This is a genomic window from Propionispira arboris (assembly GCF_900109225.1).
In the GTDB taxonomy this organism is placed as follows: domain Bacteria; phylum Bacillota; class Negativicutes; order Selenomonadales; family Selenomonadaceae; genus Propionispira; species Propionispira arboris.
The window spans coordinates 13,934-30,988 of record NZ_FNZK01000025.1; the positions used below are offsets into that span (position 1 = coordinate 13,934).

A 17,055-nucleotide genomic window follows, 5' to 3' on the forward strand; every position below is an offset into this window, starting at 1 on the left:
AGCGAAATGCACAAAAAAGCACTCCTTCACAGAGTGCTTTCGAACATTAGTTATTCAGATCTGCGTGACCCGCCACCACGGCCGCCACGTTTTGAATCCGTATTCTTCCGTAAATCAGTAAGTCTTTCATCACTGTCTTTTAAAAATTTTGTTAACTTATCTTCAAAAGAAGGCGCATTAAAACGACTAGGTCTTCTAAAATCATTCGCTGGAGCTCTTCTTGGCGCCGGCTTATAACTTGATGGCGCACTTACCTGTGCATTCACCGATTGTTCAATAGGCTTTTTTTCTTGTAATTGTTTAATTGACAAGCCAATTTTACCACGTTCGTCAATTGTTAAAACTTTAACTTTAACTGTATCTTGTTCTTTAAGAAAATCCTTTACATCACGGACGTATACATCTGCAACTTCCGAAATATGAATAAGACCGACTTTACCGCCAGATAACTCTACAAATGCACCAAAATTCGTGATTCCGGTTACAACGCCTTCTACTACACTGCCAATTTCGATGGACATACTAATTGTACTTCCTCCTTATAATTTACATTACATCGCTATTATACCCTTGTACATTAAAGCGTGTCAAGAAATTTACCTACTTCTGTGCCGAAGAAATATATGGCATTTCTCCAGGTTTGACCATGCCCAACTCTTCACGAGCAATCTTCTCAATACAAGTGCTCTGTTCTAAATTCACTTTTTCCTGCATAAGGTCATTATTTAATTGCTGTGCTGTCATTAAGCGTACCTCAGCCGCTTTTTTCTCCTGGACTATTTCATTGGCATGCATCTGCTGTTGGATGGCAGAATAAGAAAAACCCCCTACGATTAGTAGGATCAATAAAAAAAACCAATTGAGTTTTCGTTTTTGCATAATGCCACCACCTTTAACGCTGCACCATAATTATAGTACAGTCAAACCTTGCTGTAGTTATATAATACAAGTATTTTGCGCAATATGCAAGGTTCTGTGTTGATTTGCCTAAGCAAACTTGTTTCGTAAGCATCGCTTCATTATTTTTCATTCCATTGATAATATGTTGTATTAACTATTTTTCTATAGACAGAATGGCAGTTATCACATTCATAATGTTCAAGTACATCATCCATATTTAATTTACCATCAACAATCCGGACCGGCTGGCTTTCAATAAAACGCATTACAGCACCACACCGTGGACAATTACATAGCCCATTCAAATCTCGCTTTAGCTGCATTGGCTTCAAATCACCAATTGCCACCGTTTTTTTAGGGACTGCTTTTGCCGGCGATTCCGACATGAAAAAGTGTCCATAATACTCTGTACTCAAAATCCGGCGATATAACAATTGGCAAGTTTCACAGGCATAATGTGCTTCCGTATTTTCAAAATATACTTTGCCTTCCACAATTTTTATTGGCTCACCTTCAATCAGTTGCAGCGGGTGATCACATTGTGGACAGCGGGGAATACCTTGCCTGTCAACATTCAATTTTGTCGGTTCCATCAGCACCACCAGTTCTCCTATAAATTTTTCTACTATCTTTAGCATATCATAAAACAGCTACTTCTTATACTATAAAAAAAAGAAAGTACTTTCGCAAGTACTTTTCCTTAACTAAAGACCAATTACCTTATGTTCAAAAGATATACGCATATATTCATCAAGAACAAACACAATATCCCTTGCTGCATCAGGTCTTTTATACTCTCTGGCCTGGACCTTCATCTTTAAAAGCTTCGCGGAATCATATAAGACAGATTCAACAATTTCAGTCAATTTTTGATTATCTTTTATCCAAATTGCTGCACCAATACTCTCAACATAGGCAGCATTTTCTTTTTCCTGCCCTGGAATCGGCTCATGCAAAAGCATCGGCAATTCCATCGCCAATGCTTCACTAATCGTAAGTGCTCCCGGTTTACTAATAATAAAAGTTGAAATGGCCATAAGTTCTTGCACATTATTCGAAAATCCCCAAACTTCCACTATATGTTTCGAATTTTTAGCTATTTCTTTTAAATCAGCCCACAAATCAGAGTTAACTCCGGCTACTACTAAAATTTGAATTTGTTTTGTTAATGTTTCCAGATGATTCAAGGCAAATTTCACACCGCCCAAACCTAATCCGCCACCCATTATTAAAATCACCGGAAGATCCGATTTTAAATTAAATTTTCGCAAAAGCTCTTCTTTATCAAACTGAATCCCAAACGACAAATCAATTGGTATCCCCGTATCATGAATCTTGTCTAAAGCTACATCACGTTTGGCAAGTGCTTCCCGTATTTTTTGGTTCGCGACAAAGTACAAATCAACTTCGTTATATACCCAAAGCTGATGGATCGTAAAATCCGTAATAACGCCAGCGAGTATAATATTAACCTGTTTTGTTTTCTTTAAGTAAGCCGCAGCAGCACAAGGAAAAGGATGTGTGCAAATCACAACATCGGCTTGGTATTGCTTTATTAATGACTCCATATTGCTTTTCATCGTAAGTGCCAAAAGGCTCTTCACTGAAATGCCTTTCGATTTTCCCGCCGTTAAATTATAAAAGAAATCATATACATCCGGAACAAAATCAAGTATCTTCAAATACGCTTCTTTGAGAAAACCATTTAGATAGGCCGTTTTCGTTGACATAAAATCTACCATATGTATCTCAGCGTCGGGGTGTTTGATTTTTATCTCATTGACAAGGGCCTCTGCCGCTTTGTTATGTCCTGAACCGATTGAAGCCGTAACAATAAGAAATTTTTTTTTGTACATGTGTCCTCGTTCCTCCAACGTATCATGCCTAATACATAATAGAGCTTACGAACGTTGATTTAGCAATTTATCTCAAGCCCGTTCTTTCTCTCTGACCACAATTTATGCAATACATGTATCATTCATTCTAACATATTCCTTTGATGCTGTAAAATTAAATCATCACCACTTCTAGACTTTAGCATAAAACAGTTTTCTGAACTTCATCTGGAAGCCTTGTTTAACAAGCTGTAATTCCACCATCTACCAGCCAGGCTGCACCTGTAACAAAGCTTGCTTTTTCAGATGCCAGAAAATAAATCACTTCCGCCGCCTCGCTTGCTCTGCCAATGCGCCCTAAGGGATACAGTGAACTCATGACTTTAAGGTCTTCCTCTTTGGTAGATTCATTTTGAAACTGCTCCTGGGTAAGCGGTGTATCAATATCTCCCGGACAAATACAATTTACGCGCACATTATAAGGTGCTAACTCTAAAGCCAGTGCCTTGGTAAAAACGGTAACAGCCCCTTTCGATGCACAATAGGCCGAACATAAATAATTCCCATTGATTCCAGCATCTGATGAAACATTAACAATAGCACCCGCTGAGCTTTTTTTTATATAACCAGATGCATATTTACACATAAAATATGTACCTTTAACATTAATATCCATTATTTGATCAAAATTTGTTTCATCCATTAACTCAATTGATTTTTCAAAATAAATTCCTGCTGAATTAATTAATATATCAATCCGCCCAAACTGCTTATAAGTCGCTTCCACAATTTGTCTGCATTCATCAGGGTGTGCAACATTGCCTTGAATAAATTGAACCATGTTAGAATACCCCAACGTTTGCAAAGCTGCCTGAGCTTTTTCATATGATCGCCCGACAAGCATTACACGAATTCCTTTTTGGATAAACAATTTTGCCGATGCTAAACCAATTCCTGAAGTTCCACCTGTAATCAGTACTACTTTTTCTTCTATATTCATTCTAATTCTCCTACAGATAAAAACAAAAACCGGGTTCGCTGTGAACCCGGTTTCCTGTTTTTTACTTATTTACAGAATCTTTTAATGCTTTTCCTGCTTTAAATACAGGGTTCTTCGATGCAGGAATCGTAATTTCCGCACCAGTTTGTGGATTGCGACCTTTTCTTGCATCGCGTTCTTTCACTTCGAAAGTACCAAAGCCAATCACTTGGACTTTGTCACCTGCAACAAGTGCTTCTTCAACGCTGGCAAATAATGCATTGACTGCTTTCTCTGCATCTTTTTTTGTTAAGCCAGCTTTATCTGCAACGCTAGCCACTAATTCGGTTTTATTCACGAATATAGCCCCCTTTGAAATGATTACGTTTAGCTTAATTCGCGATAAATCCTGCGATTCCTTTTTATTTCAATAACTTTCTTAAAAAAAATGTTAAATTTTATAAATTTAGTGCTTTTGCCTCGTTCCAGAGGACATTTAAGCGATTTATGTCTACATTTTCCCATTTCAGGCTTTTTGCCTGTACTTGCTCTTCAATATATAAAAAGCGAGTTAAAAACTTATAATTGGCTCTATTTAATGCAATTTCTGCATCCACTTTCAGAAAACGCGATACATTGACAATTGAAAATAAAAGATCCCCTAATTCTTCTTCAATATGTTTTTGATCCTTCTCTAAAACCGCCTCTTTTAATTCATTCAGTTCTTCGGTCACCTTATCCCAAACTGGTCCGATATCGGCCCAGTCAAAACCAACTTTCGCAGCTTTATGTTGAAGTTTGTAGGCTCGCATGAGGGACGGTAAATCTTTCGGCACGCCATCAAGTACTGATTTTCTTTCCGCTGCTTTTTCTATCTTTTTGATCGCATCCCAATTTAAAACGACTTCTCCCGCATCCTTGACCGTAATATCACCAAAAACATGCGGATGACGTCGAATTAGTTTTTCCGTTATACCATCGATAACGTCCTGCATTGAAAAAGACCCCGCCTCTTCAGCCATCCGGGCATGAAACACAATTTGCAATAGTAGATCACCAAGTTCTTCACAAAGCAGTTTTGGATTTTCCAAGTCAATGGCTTCAATCACTTCATAAACTTCTTCAATAATATTACGCCGTAAAGATTGATGGTTTTGTTCGATATCCCACGGACAGCCACCCGGCGAGCGTAAAATTTTCATGATATCTGTAAGCGGCTTCATTTCAAAGCGTTTTTGTTTCGCTTCACACGTTGGAATATACACACTCGTCAAATGATCAATTCCAGTTTGACGATCCAGTTCATAAAGCGGCAGTGTATAGATTGCTTCATCCGGCAAACCCAAATTACGCACTAAAGTGATTTCATAATCATCCGGATATGTTTCCATTAAGCTCAGTTTCGTATCGGATGCAACTTGTTGATTGTATACTTGTGTTATAACAAGTGCTGTCGCCAAATCCGGTGGCAATGTTTCTAAATCAGCACTATCAATAATTGTCAAACCATCAATCGGATCAACTCCAAGCTTTACATAAAGCACCTCAACAAAGCTCATCCCAGGTAAAATAGTAAGCTTCACCTGCCGTTCAGCCGCTAAGTCTCGAATAAGCACAACCGTTCTTTCAGCCACCAGTGGGCTGCCAGGAACGGCATAAACGATATCCTCACCCTTCTGCGCCCGTTCAACAACATTCGCGGCAATTGATCGATAAACTTCCTCAAACGTCTCCTTTTCAGTATAAACAGTATCATACGACTCAAATGCAATCTCCCGTTTTTTTATCTCAGCAACAGTTGGATGTTTCGCCGTTCGCAAAAGCAACGTCGCTGCCTGCTTTATTTTATCCCATGTATCCAAGGTTATAAAACCAAACTCACCCGGTCCTAACCCGACAATTGTTATTTCCCCCAAAAAAAATCCCCCTTTTAGCTAAAATGAATTGGTCTGATTTTTTATTTTCTCACCAGCTAATGTCATTAAAATACGAGTACTATAATTCAGTATTTTTTTCCGATTCAACGGCGTCAACTGAAATCGAATGATTCCCGGCGGTCCTGGAATAAACTTAATTTGTCCGCCCAGCAGCGTTTTAAGCTGGAGTACATTTTCAATTTCCAAATTTGGCTGCTCACTAAATAGGATTTCCAAAAACATTGGTTTTTCGACAATCGACTTGACTCCTAAATTTCTCGCATAGTTTTTGATACGTGCTACCGACAACAAATTCAAAACAGATGGTAACGGATCACCAAAGCGATCAATCAATTCATCGAGCAAGGCCCTGATATCTTCATTCGTACGAATTGCAGCAATACGCTGATAAATTTCAATTTTGTGCATTGCATCCGTAATATAATCACCATCAATATAAGCTTCTACTTTAATTTCAAGAACCGGATCGACTTTTTCCACGGGTGTTTTACCAGTTTTTAATGCTTCAACAGCCTCTTCTAGTAGACGGCAATACATTTCAAAACCAACACTTGCAATATGCCCATGCTGCTGTGAGCCTAAAAGATTACCTGCACCACGAATCTCCAAATCACGCATCGCAATTTTGAAACCCGCCCCCAGTTCCGCAAACTCCTTAATCGCCTGCAATCTTTTTTCGGCCACTTCCGTCAAAACTTTATCGGCCTGATAAATAAAATAAGCAAAGGCTAGCTGATTGGACCGGCCAACACGTCCACGCATCTGATAGAGCTGTGATAAACCAAAGCGATCGGCATCATAAATTATGATTGTATTAGCATTGGCTACATCCAGACCATTTTCAATAATGCTCGTCGCCACCAGCATATCATATTCGCCTTCATAAAAATCAAGCATCACTTGCTCCAATATTTCTTCCGGCATTTGCCCATGGGCAGTTTGAATTTTGATATCTGGCAGCATATCCGCTAAATGAGCCCTCATTTTATCAATGGTTTCAACACGATTATAAACAAAATACACTTGACCGCCACGTTTTACTTCACGTTTGATGGCATCACGAATGATGGCATCGTTATTTTCCACCACATAAGTCTGCACCGGGAAACGCTCTTCTGGCGGTGTTTCGATAATACTCATATCTCGGGCCCCAACCAGTGACATATGCAGCGTACGCGGAATAGGGGTTGCACTCAGTGTAAGGACATCGATGTTCTTACTTATTTTTTTAATTTTTTCTTTTTGGGTCACACCAAACCGTTGCTCTTCATCAACAATCAGCAACCCTAAATTTTTAAATTTAACATGTTTATCATTCAATATACTATGTGTACCAATCAAAATGTCGACTTGTCCTGTCGCCACCCTGTTACAGGTGCTTTTCTGTTCTTTTTGGCTGCGAAAACGACAAACTACGTCTACCACGGGTCCAAAACCTTCAAACCGTGTACTAAATGTTTGATAATGCTGCTGTGCTAATACAGTGGTTGGCACCAGCACCGCTACCTGTTTCCCATCCATAACTGCTTTAAAGGCAGCCCGAATTGCCACTTCGGTCTTACCAAAGCCAACATCACCACAGAGCAACCGATCCATCGGGCGTGGCTTCTCCATATCTTTTTTAATCTCTTCAACAGCCGTAAGCTGATCTGGCGTTTCCTCATAAGGAAATGCCTCTTCAAACGCTTGCTGCCATGTCGTATCAACCGAAAATGGATACCCATTGTCAACTTGCCGCACAGCATAAATCTGAATGAGTTCTTTCGCAATATCTTCTACGGAAGCTCTGGCTTTAGCCTTTGCTTTGTTCCATTCATTTCCCCCCATACGATGAAGTCTTGGCACATCGCCTTCAGAGCCTATATATTTTTGTAATAAATTAACTTGATCTGTTGGAACAAAAAGTTTGTCATCGCCGCCATATTTAATATGCAAATAATCCCGATGTATACCAGCCACATCTAACGTTTCAACACCTAAATATTTACCAATCCCATGATTTACATGAACAACATAATCCCCTACATTAATATCACGAAAATACGTTATTTTTTCACCTTTAGCTGCTCTCGGCACTGTTTTCTTTTTTTGTCGTCCAAAAATATCTTTTTCAGCCACAACAATAAGCCGTGCCTGCGGTAATTCGAAACCATTGGCCAGCGTTCCATTGGCAATTGTAACAAAACCATCAACAATCTGCTGCAGTTTAGGTTCATAAGCAGTCCCTATTTTATACTCGGCCAGCATCTCCTTAAGTGATGCTCCTTTTTGAGCATCACTTACAAAAACCAAAACCTGCTCTTTATGAGAAAGCCAGCCATTGATTTCACTGGCAAAAAAGTCTAGGTGTTTATGAAATGGTGCAATGGCTTTAACCGTGACGCTGACCATTTCCTCTAGCTCTGCATTATGGATTTTTTGCAGCATGAGAGCCATGTAAAGCACGTTATGCTGCTTAGCAACTGTTGTAATATCATTCCAACTAAATAATTTCTTTTTTAACTCTGGCCTTTCTTTAATAAGCATTGAAATTTCTTCACGAATCCTTGTTGGCTCATCAAAAATCACCGTTGCCTGTTTTTCGAGATAAGAAAGAAAAATCGCAGGATTGCCGTCATTATCGAGCTGTTCTAATGGCAAAATAGCAACAGAGCTAATATTTTGCAGCGAACGTTGTGTCTCTATTGCAAACTCACGCAGCGAATCGATCGTTTCATCAAAAAACTCCATGCGAATCGGATGCAGTAAATTAATGGGAAATATATCAACAATTCCACCGCGAGCACTAAACTGACCAAGGCTTTCCACCTGTTGCACACGTTCATACCCTAACTGGATCAATTTTAAGAGCAATTCGTCGCGTCCGATGGACTCTCCAATCGTCAAATGCACACTGAAACGTTCAAAATCTTGTCTGGACAATCCTTTTTGCACAGCGGCTGCTGTACTGGCTAAAACAATAACAGGTTCCTTCCTCATTAGCCGACCCAGAACCTCCATGCGTTTTGCCGCCAAAGCAATACTTTTTGCCGCGACGGAAAAAGTTACTACGTCGATCGCTGGAAGTTCTAAAATTGGAACGTTTGGCAACAGCATTGCCAAATCAGCCTGCCATTTTCCAATCGCATCCTGATTACTTGTAATAATAATTGTTGTTCGGGGATACCGATCATAACTGGCCGCCATAATTGCATGTTTTTGTGATCCCGCTAAACCATATACTAAATTCTGCCCATATTCTTTGGCAAAACACACACCGATTTTTTCGATTGCTTTGTCCTGCATCATTGCTTTAAAAAGCTGTTTCATTATTCCACCTACCTACTTCATGCCAAAAGGGGCTTTAGCCATCGCCAAAGCCCTGATTATTCTATTCATATCTAAAACATATACATAGATTATTATAGTCTTTCAGTGCAAGATTCGTCAAGAAACAAAATCAAAAAAACAGAAGCCAGCTTTAACCAGCTCCTGTTTTCCCCCTTCAATTTAATACGTAAAATTAATCTAAATCAATATTTTTAACTTGCAGGCTTCGCTGTAACAAGTCTATAACCACAAGTTTATCAAGTTCATCTAAATCCCGTTCACGTCCGGCAGCTAACAATTCATAATTACCACAATGACAACATGTCAGCCTGACTGCACTGCCTAAAACATCCGCCTCAATTGCTTTACTGCCACACGGACAGATAATACCACCCGCTTCAGCAATATCATGAATTCGATTAATTGCCTCCAATAATATTTGCTGTTTTTCAATCTTTTCGCCATGATTCTCATGTTCTAAAATCTCAAATCCTTGACGATTAAACATTAAAATTTCTTTTATTTCCTGGCGTTTACCTATATATCCAAGTTCAAAAAAATCTTTTGCACAATAGATTTTTTCAACTTTCATTCGCATAAGCTGATGCAATGAAAATACGGCTTCATGAACTGAATTACAAACTACACAAGGAATCCGCAATCGAAAAAAATGAGATTTTGTCCGGATCAGAGTCGCCTGTTCATGTTTGAATTTACAATAAAAAATTATTTTATCAGCACTGCCGATAAAATAAGGCACATCATGTACATGAATTTTTCCACAGCGCTGACAATATAGAGCTACTGAAAAACCAGTCTGCACGATCACTGAGAATCACCTCATTCCTCAGGTATAGGTTCTTATGTCATATTTCGCCAAACCAAGGCAAAATCCTGCCTACATAAAATACCCCTTACCGAATGAAGTATAAATAGAAAAAGACTGCTGATTGTAAAAACATAAGAGGACATACTTTAAGCCTTACACCTAAAATATGTCCCGATTTTTCACAATATTAAATTTGCGGTGGATTCACCATGAGTTCATTAAACATTGTCATCATTAATGATCCAGCCAAAAGCATCGAGCACAAAAAAATTCCTACAAATATCAGAAATGGTAAGAAAAATACCAATACTGCTTTTGCACCAGACATACCATAGACTGCTTTAAGGACAAAAATAGAAAGAACCCCTTTCCAAATCCATACCAATATCGTTGCAACAACAACAATTCCTGCTGATGAAGTTACCGCTGCCACTAAATAAATCGGCATCAATAAAACATCAATAAAATAAATAAAGCCTAAAAGCTTGAGCAACTGTTTAATCTGACCACATCCACCCGTAAGTTCAGCAAACAAGTGCCAAATTGCAGCTGCTGCACCCCAAATAAACAGACTGCCAATCATATCAAAAAAGACAATTATTATTTGTGAAGTTCCACTAAAAAGCCCTGTAGTAAGTCCTCCCCAAGTCGTTAACATTGTGCAAAACAAAACTACCAGCAAACTCTGTTTCAAAGATTTCGTCTGCATAATCTCAGGCATGGCTTTTTGAGGTTTTAAAAGCAAATCATACATTGTTTCTAATAAAGATCCCATATTATTACCTACCATTTCTCCGGCATTGCTTGCGGTGCGATAGATTTCAAAGCTGTATCAGCTGTTAAGCCTGAAAATAGCTCTTTTAATAAATTTTCCTTACTATTGGCCGAAAATAATAATGAAAGTGGATTATCTTTACCAAATTCCTTAATTTGTGGTTTGCCAGAAATACCAACCATTGCGGCTGTACCATCTAAGGCGTCATAATAATTACCCAGTTCATCAACGAGTCCCAATTCTTTGGCCTGTTTACCAGTATAGATACGACCATCAGCCAATTGTTTTACGCGCTCACGATCCATATGCCGGCCCTTTGCCACAACATCAACAAAGCCATTATAAAGTTCATCGACAATTGCTTGCAGCATTTGATGTTCCTCAGGCGTCATGGGACGATCACTCGATAAAATATCTTTGTGAATGCCGCTTTTTATTTTATCCTGACGAATACCAATTTTTTGGTACAGTTCTTCCCAATTTGAATATGGCATATATACACCTATGCTGCCTGTTACCGTTGTCGGATTTGCATACACTTTATCAGCACAAGCTGACAACCAGTAAGCACCGGATGCTGCTGTATCCCCCATTGAAACAACAATCGGTTTGCCATTGTCTCGAATCTTATTCATTTCTTCGCCGACTTCTTCTGTCGCTGTAACGGCACCGCCTGGGCTATTGATGCGCATTACGATCGCTTTGACACTTGTATCCTCCGCTGCTGCATGCAAATCTTTAATCAGCTGATCGGTACCGCCGTTTCCCTCAGACAAAATAGAACTCGTCGTATGACTGCTCGTGATAACGCCATCGACATGAATGACAGCAATTTTATCAGCACTCGAAAAATTGTTCTGAGTGGATTTTTTATGGGTTGATATAAAAATCAACGCCAAAAATGACACACATACAATCCCGATAAAAATGATCATAATTTTTTTCTTGCTCATAAAAACACCACCTAAAATTAATTTTATAAAAAAACTGTTGGACAAAGCCAACAGTTTTTTTATTTTTATCGTATTTCGGAATTAATTAAAGCTGCTTTAACAAATTCTCTAAATAATGGATGTGGATTATTCGGACGGGATTTTAGCTCTGGATGAAACTGTGATGCCACAAACCAAGGATGACCCTTGATTTCAACAATTTCAACAAGGCTATCATCCGGCAACGTTCCGGCCACGATAAGACCAGCTTCAGAAAGCTGTTTACGATATACATTATTAAATTCGAAACGATGACGATGCCGTTCATGAATAAGTTCGGATTCATATGCAGTATAGGTATGCGTATCTTTCAATACCTTGCAAGGATATGCTCCTAAACGCATCGTTCCACCTTTTTTTTCAACATTTTGCTGTGATGACATCAAGTCAATCACAGGATATTTGGTTTCTCGATTGAATTCTGTGCTATGTGCTTCTCTCATCCCACAGACGTGACGGGCAAATTCAATAACGGCACACTGCATACCTAAACAAAGACCTAAAAATGGAATTTTGTGTTCACGTGCATACTGGATGGCCAAAATCTTGCCTTCCACACCCCGATCCCCAAATCCCCCTGGCACTAGAATACCGCGACATCCCACAAAAACTTCATCCAAGTCAGTATCTTCAGCTTCAATCTGTTCAGCATTGACCCAGTGGATTTTTACTTCCGTATCATTCGTAATACCAGCATGATGCAGTGCTTCCGTAACAGATATATAAGCATCTGGTAGCTCAACATATTTACCAACTACAGCCACTTTGATTTTTTTTGCAGGATTATTGATTTTATAAACCATTTTTTCCCATTCAACCATGTTAGCTGGGCTGTAATCCATATTGAGCTTTTCCAAAACGATTTTATCCAAACCTTCTTTTTGCATCATCAAAGGAACTTCATAAATCGTCGCAGCGGTTTTATTTTGAATGACTGCGTTAACATCCACATCACAAAACAGTGCTAATTTTTCTTTCATATCTGTCGAAATTTCTTTTTCCGTACGACAAACCAAGATATCTGGCTGAATCCCTATAGCACGTAATTCCTTAACACTGTGCTGCGTTGGTTTTGTTTTAAGTTCTCCTGCTGCTGCAATATAAGGTACCAATGTAACATGGATATACAAAACATCATTTTTGCCAACTTCTTTTTTCACTTGACGAATAGCTTCCATAAACGGCAGACTTTCAATATCACCGACAGTCCCACCGATTTCAGTAATAACAACATCCGCGCCATCTGCTGCTGCAACATCATAAACACGCTGTTTTATTTCATTTGTAATATGAGGAATGACTTGCACGGTACTGCCCAGATAGTCGCCTTTACGTTCTTTCGTAAGTACCGACCAATATACTTTTCCTGCTGTAATGTTAGAACCCTTTGTCAAATTAATATCAATAAACCGTTCATAATGCCCTAAGTCTAAATCCGTTTCAGCTCCATCATCTGTAACAAAAACTTCTCCATGCTGATATGGACTCATGGTTCCCGGATCAATATTGATATATGGATCAAACTTCTGAATTGTTACCTTAATACCACGACTTTTCAATAATCGGCCCAAAGAAGCTGCAGTGATCCCTTTACCGAGTGAAGACACAACCCCACCAGTAACAAAAATATATTTTGCCATGCGAAAATCCTCCTATTAACTGTCCCTGCGTTATTTCTCTCGAAAATATCTGCAAAATTTGCTTACGTTTCTTGAAAACACATGTCCACTATTGTATCCTCTTTACCCTTTATAGTCAAGCATGATTCAGATCAATTTTGTTTATTCATTATCTGCCTGAATACCTTCAAGCAATTTTTCGCGACGTTTACTTGGTGGTTTTGGTTTTGTCCCAGCTGAGGTAGTCGAATGCGTACGCTTCACTTCTGGAGGATTCCATTCAGTAAGGCCCCACATGCTTTTACCCGCATAATGGAAACGACTATCCATATTAATCAGTGTATAAACTTCTGAGATAGCACCGGATAACGACTGAATTGGCTTATGTTTTTTTTCGATTACATCCATCACTAAATCTTTATAATACATAGGTTCCCCGGCTTGTGTTAATGTAAAATATGCTACATCAACTTCTGAACTAGTTAAAAAATCCAAAACTAATAACCCCTCTCAAATTAAAAACAAACTAAAGCTGCAAAGACTTTCTCTATAACTTACATTTTTTCTGGTGCACTTACACCCAGCATTGCCAGCGCATGACAAATAACATTTGCTACTGCACCCACAAGAGCCAGTCTGGCCTGAGCCAGATCCTGATCCACACCCATGATTCGACATCTATTATAAAAGCTGTGAAACTCGCTTGCGAGTTCATGCACATAACGAGCAATACGATGTGGTGCTCTTTCTTGGGCAGCGTATTCAATTTCTTCTCCATAAGCTGCCATTTTTTTAATGAGAGCTAATTCCGATTCATCGGTAAGCAGTGAAAGTTTAGGCTGATTGGCCTTGGCAATTCCAGCTTCTTGTGCTTGACGGAAAATACTGCGGATACGTGCATGTGCATACTGAATATAATAAACCGGATTTTCGCTTGATTTTGATTTTGCCAAATCGAGATCAAAATCAAGCTGGCTGTCTAAGGAACGCATAATAAAAAAGAACCGTGCTGCATCCGTGCCGACTTCTTCAATGAGTTCGGCAAGTGTTACGCTCTGCCCAGTACGTTTAGACATCTTGACAAGTTCGCCATCGCGGTACAGACTAACCATTTGCAAAAGCAGTACTTCCAAATGATCAGGCTTATAGCCCATAGCTTCAATAGCGGCTTTCACCCGACAAATATAACCATGATGATCCGCACCCCAAATATTGATCAAAGTATCAAAACCGCGTTCAAATTTATTGCGATGATAAGCAATATCAGCTGCCAAATAGGTTGGAATGCCATTATCACGAATCACAACACGATCTTTATCATCACCATACGCTGTAGATTTGAGCCATAACGCTCCATCTTTTTCGTAGATATTTCCATTTTCCTGTAAAACCTGACAAGCAGTTTTTACATCGTCTGGATGAAGCGAGCGCTCGCTGAACCACACATCAAAATTCACATTAAAAGCTGCCAAATCTTCTTTAAGTGCTGCAAGTTTTTCTTTTAAAGCAAGTTCTTTAAAAATTGTCAGACGTTCTGTTTCTGCCATTTTTAAATATAACTCTCCATCTTTTTTGATAATGCGTTTTGCCGTATCAATAATATCCTGTCCATGATATCCATTTTCAGGGAATTCTACCGTTTGATCAAATAATTCTAAATAACGAGCATTCACTGAAGCCGCTAAATTGTCAATTTGATTTCCCGCATCATTGATATAATATTCGCTGGAAACTTCATATCCCGCTGCCCGCAGCAGATTGACCAGTGCACTGCCAGCAGCAGCGCCACGTCCATGACCGACATGTAACGGTCCTGTCGGGTTAGCACTCACATATTCAACCTGTATTTTGGCTGCATTCTTTTTCGGTAAATTTCCATAATCTCGACCCGCGGCAATTATTCCAGCCAATTGATCATAAATAATATTGGCTTTCAAATAAAAATTAATAAACCCTGGACCCGCAATTTCTGTTTTTTCCAGCCAAGGTTCGCTCATTCTTTCTATAATTGCTTCGGCAATTTTTCTTGGATTCATTTTTGCAGTTTTTGCTGACTGCATGGCAAAATTCGTCGCAAAATCACCAAATTCTTTTTTGGGTGGTACTTCTAAAATGATGTCAGGCAATGTTTCTATCTGAAAAACACCCTCTGTCATTGCTTGCTGTGCTGCATTTGCAATTGACTGCATCAATAAACTTTTAATATCCAAAACAAAAAAATCCTCCCCTGCATTTGTCTAATTCAATTGGTTCTTTTCTTTTTTATCGGCGCAAATTTCAATGTGCAAAAGGTTATCACTCTGCCATTGACCTTCCATCGACAATGCATAATCAATAATAACGGTTCCTGACACGGATCCATACTTAATGTTTATATCGTTTGTTTTAACAGACAAACTCAAATTACCATAAGGAGTTTTATAAATTCCCGTACTTTCATAGGCCCTGGCAAAATATTGTTCCTGCATGACATCACCTTTACGTATCAATGTCATATGGTCGTCACCAATTTTCAAAAGTGTTGATGTTCCCTGCACACCACTGAGTTCACTGTCACTGTATAAGACATAATTGATGCCGTTTTTATAATAATGTTTGCCTTCTGATACCAGTTCAATTCGACTTTCCGTACCAGTTGCATCTTTCTGTGACCCAACCACAGTAACAACTACTTTATTCATCCACTCAATTACTCCTTAAAAATACACTATAGAATATTATATCTTACCAACTGAGGATTGCCAACAACTAACCAAATTTTCTTATAAAAAAACATACTCCTACTATTTTATAACAAACTGACCAAAAATTCAAAGAAAAACGGACAATTTATAAAGAAAATACAAAAAGTATAAGATAAAATAATCTATATATTTTATCTTATACTTTTCTCTTGTTGTCTATTTTAATTGAACATTGAATTTTTCAATGAGTTTAACTGGTTTATAACTTTCTTTTGCTTTACGTAAACCCTCTAATCCCATGTCTTCTTCTCGGTTGATATATTTCATATCAGCCCAGGCATTTTGAATAAAACTTTGATTGATAGCTGGATAAGCACCCCGTATTTCAGGATCTGCTTTTTCAACATGGATAACAGCGGTATCTTCATTGAGTTGTTCACCAAACGTAAACGCTACCACACGTTTATCCAGCATAATAGCCCCACCCTTAAGACCAAATTCAACAAAATTATTAAGCACTTCAATGATTGCATTGCGTTCTGCCGCAATAAATGGATCATCCGGATTTTCCTGGCTATGTTTTTTGTACCAGCTATTGATATTGAGTTTACATTCCAGCATAATATCTTCAGTAATGGGCATATATTCCGCATTGGGATATGTTTTACGAAAACTATTTAAATGATTTTTTTTCGAATGATATTTGCGACCAGCTAAAGTAATGAGATCCTCACTACTATACACATAATCAAAATTATCACGATCTGCTTCAATGTTAAATGCGGCCTCATCATAAGCGATGAATTCATCGACCATCTTTTTTTCAATACCATACATGGAGAAATCCCCCCCTGTACGAGCAAAATAATCAAGCCAGTTTTTAATTGCCAGCTGCATCTTGTCAGCTGGGCCAAAAGGCTGCAAAGCAAATTCTTTACCATCCCATTCTGCTTTCATATACAAAACATCATCCTGAATGGTCCACATAATGTTATAAGCACTGCGCCACATAAAAAGATTGGTAAAATTAAAATGAGAATTCTCATAATATCTATCTTTAAAGAAAGCATCTACTGCCTGTTTATCTTCTTTTTCTAATGCTTGAAAATTAATTTTAATCACTCCTTTGGAAACTAATAAACAAAATCGACTATCAGTTATTAATTATAACAATAATTCTCCATAAGAGCAATTAA

At 38.5% G+C, this 17,055-nt stretch carries 16 protein-coding genes; all 16 read right to left on the reverse strand.

The features are described 5' to 3' along the window. Window positions 1-50: 50 nt before the first annotated feature. On the reverse strand, window positions 51-521 hold the full coding sequence (locus tag BMY14_RS18605; protein WP_091835242.1) for a S1 RNA-binding domain-containing protein: 471 nt from the start codon (window positions 519-521) through the stop codon (window positions 51-53). A gap of 79 nt (window positions 522-600) precedes the next feature. Further along, the gene (locus tag BMY14_RS18610) at window positions 601-879 is read right to left on the reverse strand and encodes an FtsB family cell division protein (protein WP_019554920.1); all 279 of its coding nucleotides are present in this window, start codon (window positions 877-879) and stop codon (window positions 601-603) included. 140 nt (window positions 880-1,019) lie between these two features. Further along, window positions 1,020-1,538 carry a hypothetical protein gene (locus tag BMY14_RS18615; RefSeq protein ID WP_143063195.1) on the reverse strand — a complete coding sequence of 173 codons (519 nt, stop codon included), beginning with the start codon at window positions 1,536-1,538 and terminating at the stop codon, window positions 1,020-1,022. Window positions 1,539-1,604: 66 nt separating this feature from the next. After that, window positions 1,605-2,756, reverse strand: a complete 1,152-nt coding sequence (locus BMY14_RS18620) for an MGDG synthase family glycosyltransferase (RefSeq protein WP_091835248.1) — start codon at window positions 2,754-2,756, stop codon at window positions 1,605-1,607. 220 nt (window positions 2,757-2,976) lie between these two features. Continuing rightward, window positions 2,977-3,735, reverse strand: coding sequence for an SDR family NAD(P)-dependent oxidoreductase (locus BMY14_RS18625; RefSeq protein WP_091835251.1), 759 nt, complete (start codon window positions 3,733-3,735; stop codon window positions 2,977-2,979). 61 nt (window positions 3,736-3,796) lie between these two features. Continuing rightward, window positions 3,797-4,072, reverse strand: a complete 276-nt coding sequence (locus BMY14_RS18630) for an HU family DNA-binding protein (protein WP_177177665.1) — start codon at window positions 4,070-4,072, stop codon at window positions 3,797-3,799. Between the two features lie 100 nt (window positions 4,073-4,172). Next, on the reverse strand, window positions 4,173-5,630 hold the full coding sequence (gene yabN, locus BMY14_RS18635) for a bifunctional methyltransferase/pyrophosphohydrolase YabN (RefSeq protein WP_091835257.1): 1,458 nt from the start codon (window positions 5,628-5,630) through the stop codon (window positions 4,173-4,175). Between the two features lie 18 nt (window positions 5,631-5,648). Next, complete coding sequence (gene mfd / locus BMY14_RS18640; RefSeq protein WP_091835260.1) at window positions 5,649-8,960, reverse strand: transcription-repair coupling factor; 3,312 nt, start codon at window positions 8,958-8,960, stop codon at window positions 5,649-5,651. A 193-nt stretch (window positions 8,961-9,153) separates the two neighbouring features. Next, complete coding sequence (locus tag BMY14_RS18645) at window positions 9,154-9,789, reverse strand: hypothetical protein (protein ID WP_019554913.1); 636 nt, start codon at window positions 9,787-9,789, stop codon at window positions 9,154-9,156. A 187-nt stretch (window positions 9,790-9,976) separates the two neighbouring features. After that, window positions 9,977-10,579, reverse strand: coding sequence for a YIP1 family protein (locus tag BMY14_RS18650; RefSeq protein WP_091835263.1), 603 nt, complete (start codon window positions 10,577-10,579; stop codon window positions 9,977-9,979). After that, window positions 10,573-11,517, reverse strand: a complete 945-nt coding sequence (gene sppA / locus BMY14_RS18655) for a signal peptide peptidase SppA (RefSeq protein WP_091835266.1) — start codon at window positions 11,515-11,517, stop codon at window positions 10,573-10,575. Before sppA ends, BMY14_RS18650 begins: the two co-directional genes overlap by 7 nt. 65 nt (window positions 11,518-11,582) lie before the next feature. Then, a complete protein-coding gene (locus tag BMY14_RS18660; protein WP_091835269.1) occupies window positions 11,583-13,196 on the reverse strand; it encodes a CTP synthase in 1,614 nt (537 codons plus the stop codon). A 141-nt stretch (window positions 13,197-13,337) separates the two neighbouring features. Beyond that, window positions 13,338-13,670 carry a DNA-directed RNA polymerase subunit delta gene (rpoE, locus tag BMY14_RS18665; protein ID WP_019554909.1) on the reverse strand — a complete coding sequence of 111 codons (333 nt, stop codon included), beginning with the start codon at window positions 13,668-13,670 and terminating at the stop codon, window positions 13,338-13,340. A 59-nt stretch (window positions 13,671-13,729) separates the two neighbouring features. Further along, window positions 13,730-15,385 (reverse strand): arginine--tRNA ligase, encoded by a 1,656-nt coding sequence (gene argS, locus BMY14_RS18670; protein ID WP_091835272.1) that lies wholly within the window; start codon window positions 15,383-15,385, stop codon window positions 13,730-13,732. Window positions 15,386-15,412: 27 nt separating this feature from the next. Further along, window positions 15,413-15,856 (reverse strand): YwiB family protein, encoded by a 444-nt coding sequence (locus BMY14_RS18675; RefSeq protein WP_091835274.1) that lies wholly within the window; start codon window positions 15,854-15,856, stop codon window positions 15,413-15,415. 219 nt (window positions 15,857-16,075) lie between these two features. After that, window positions 16,076-16,981, reverse strand: a complete 906-nt coding sequence (locus tag BMY14_RS18680; RefSeq protein WP_091835277.1) for a DUF2156 domain-containing protein — start codon at window positions 16,979-16,981, stop codon at window positions 16,076-16,078. Window positions 16,982-17,055: the final 74 nt, after the last annotated feature.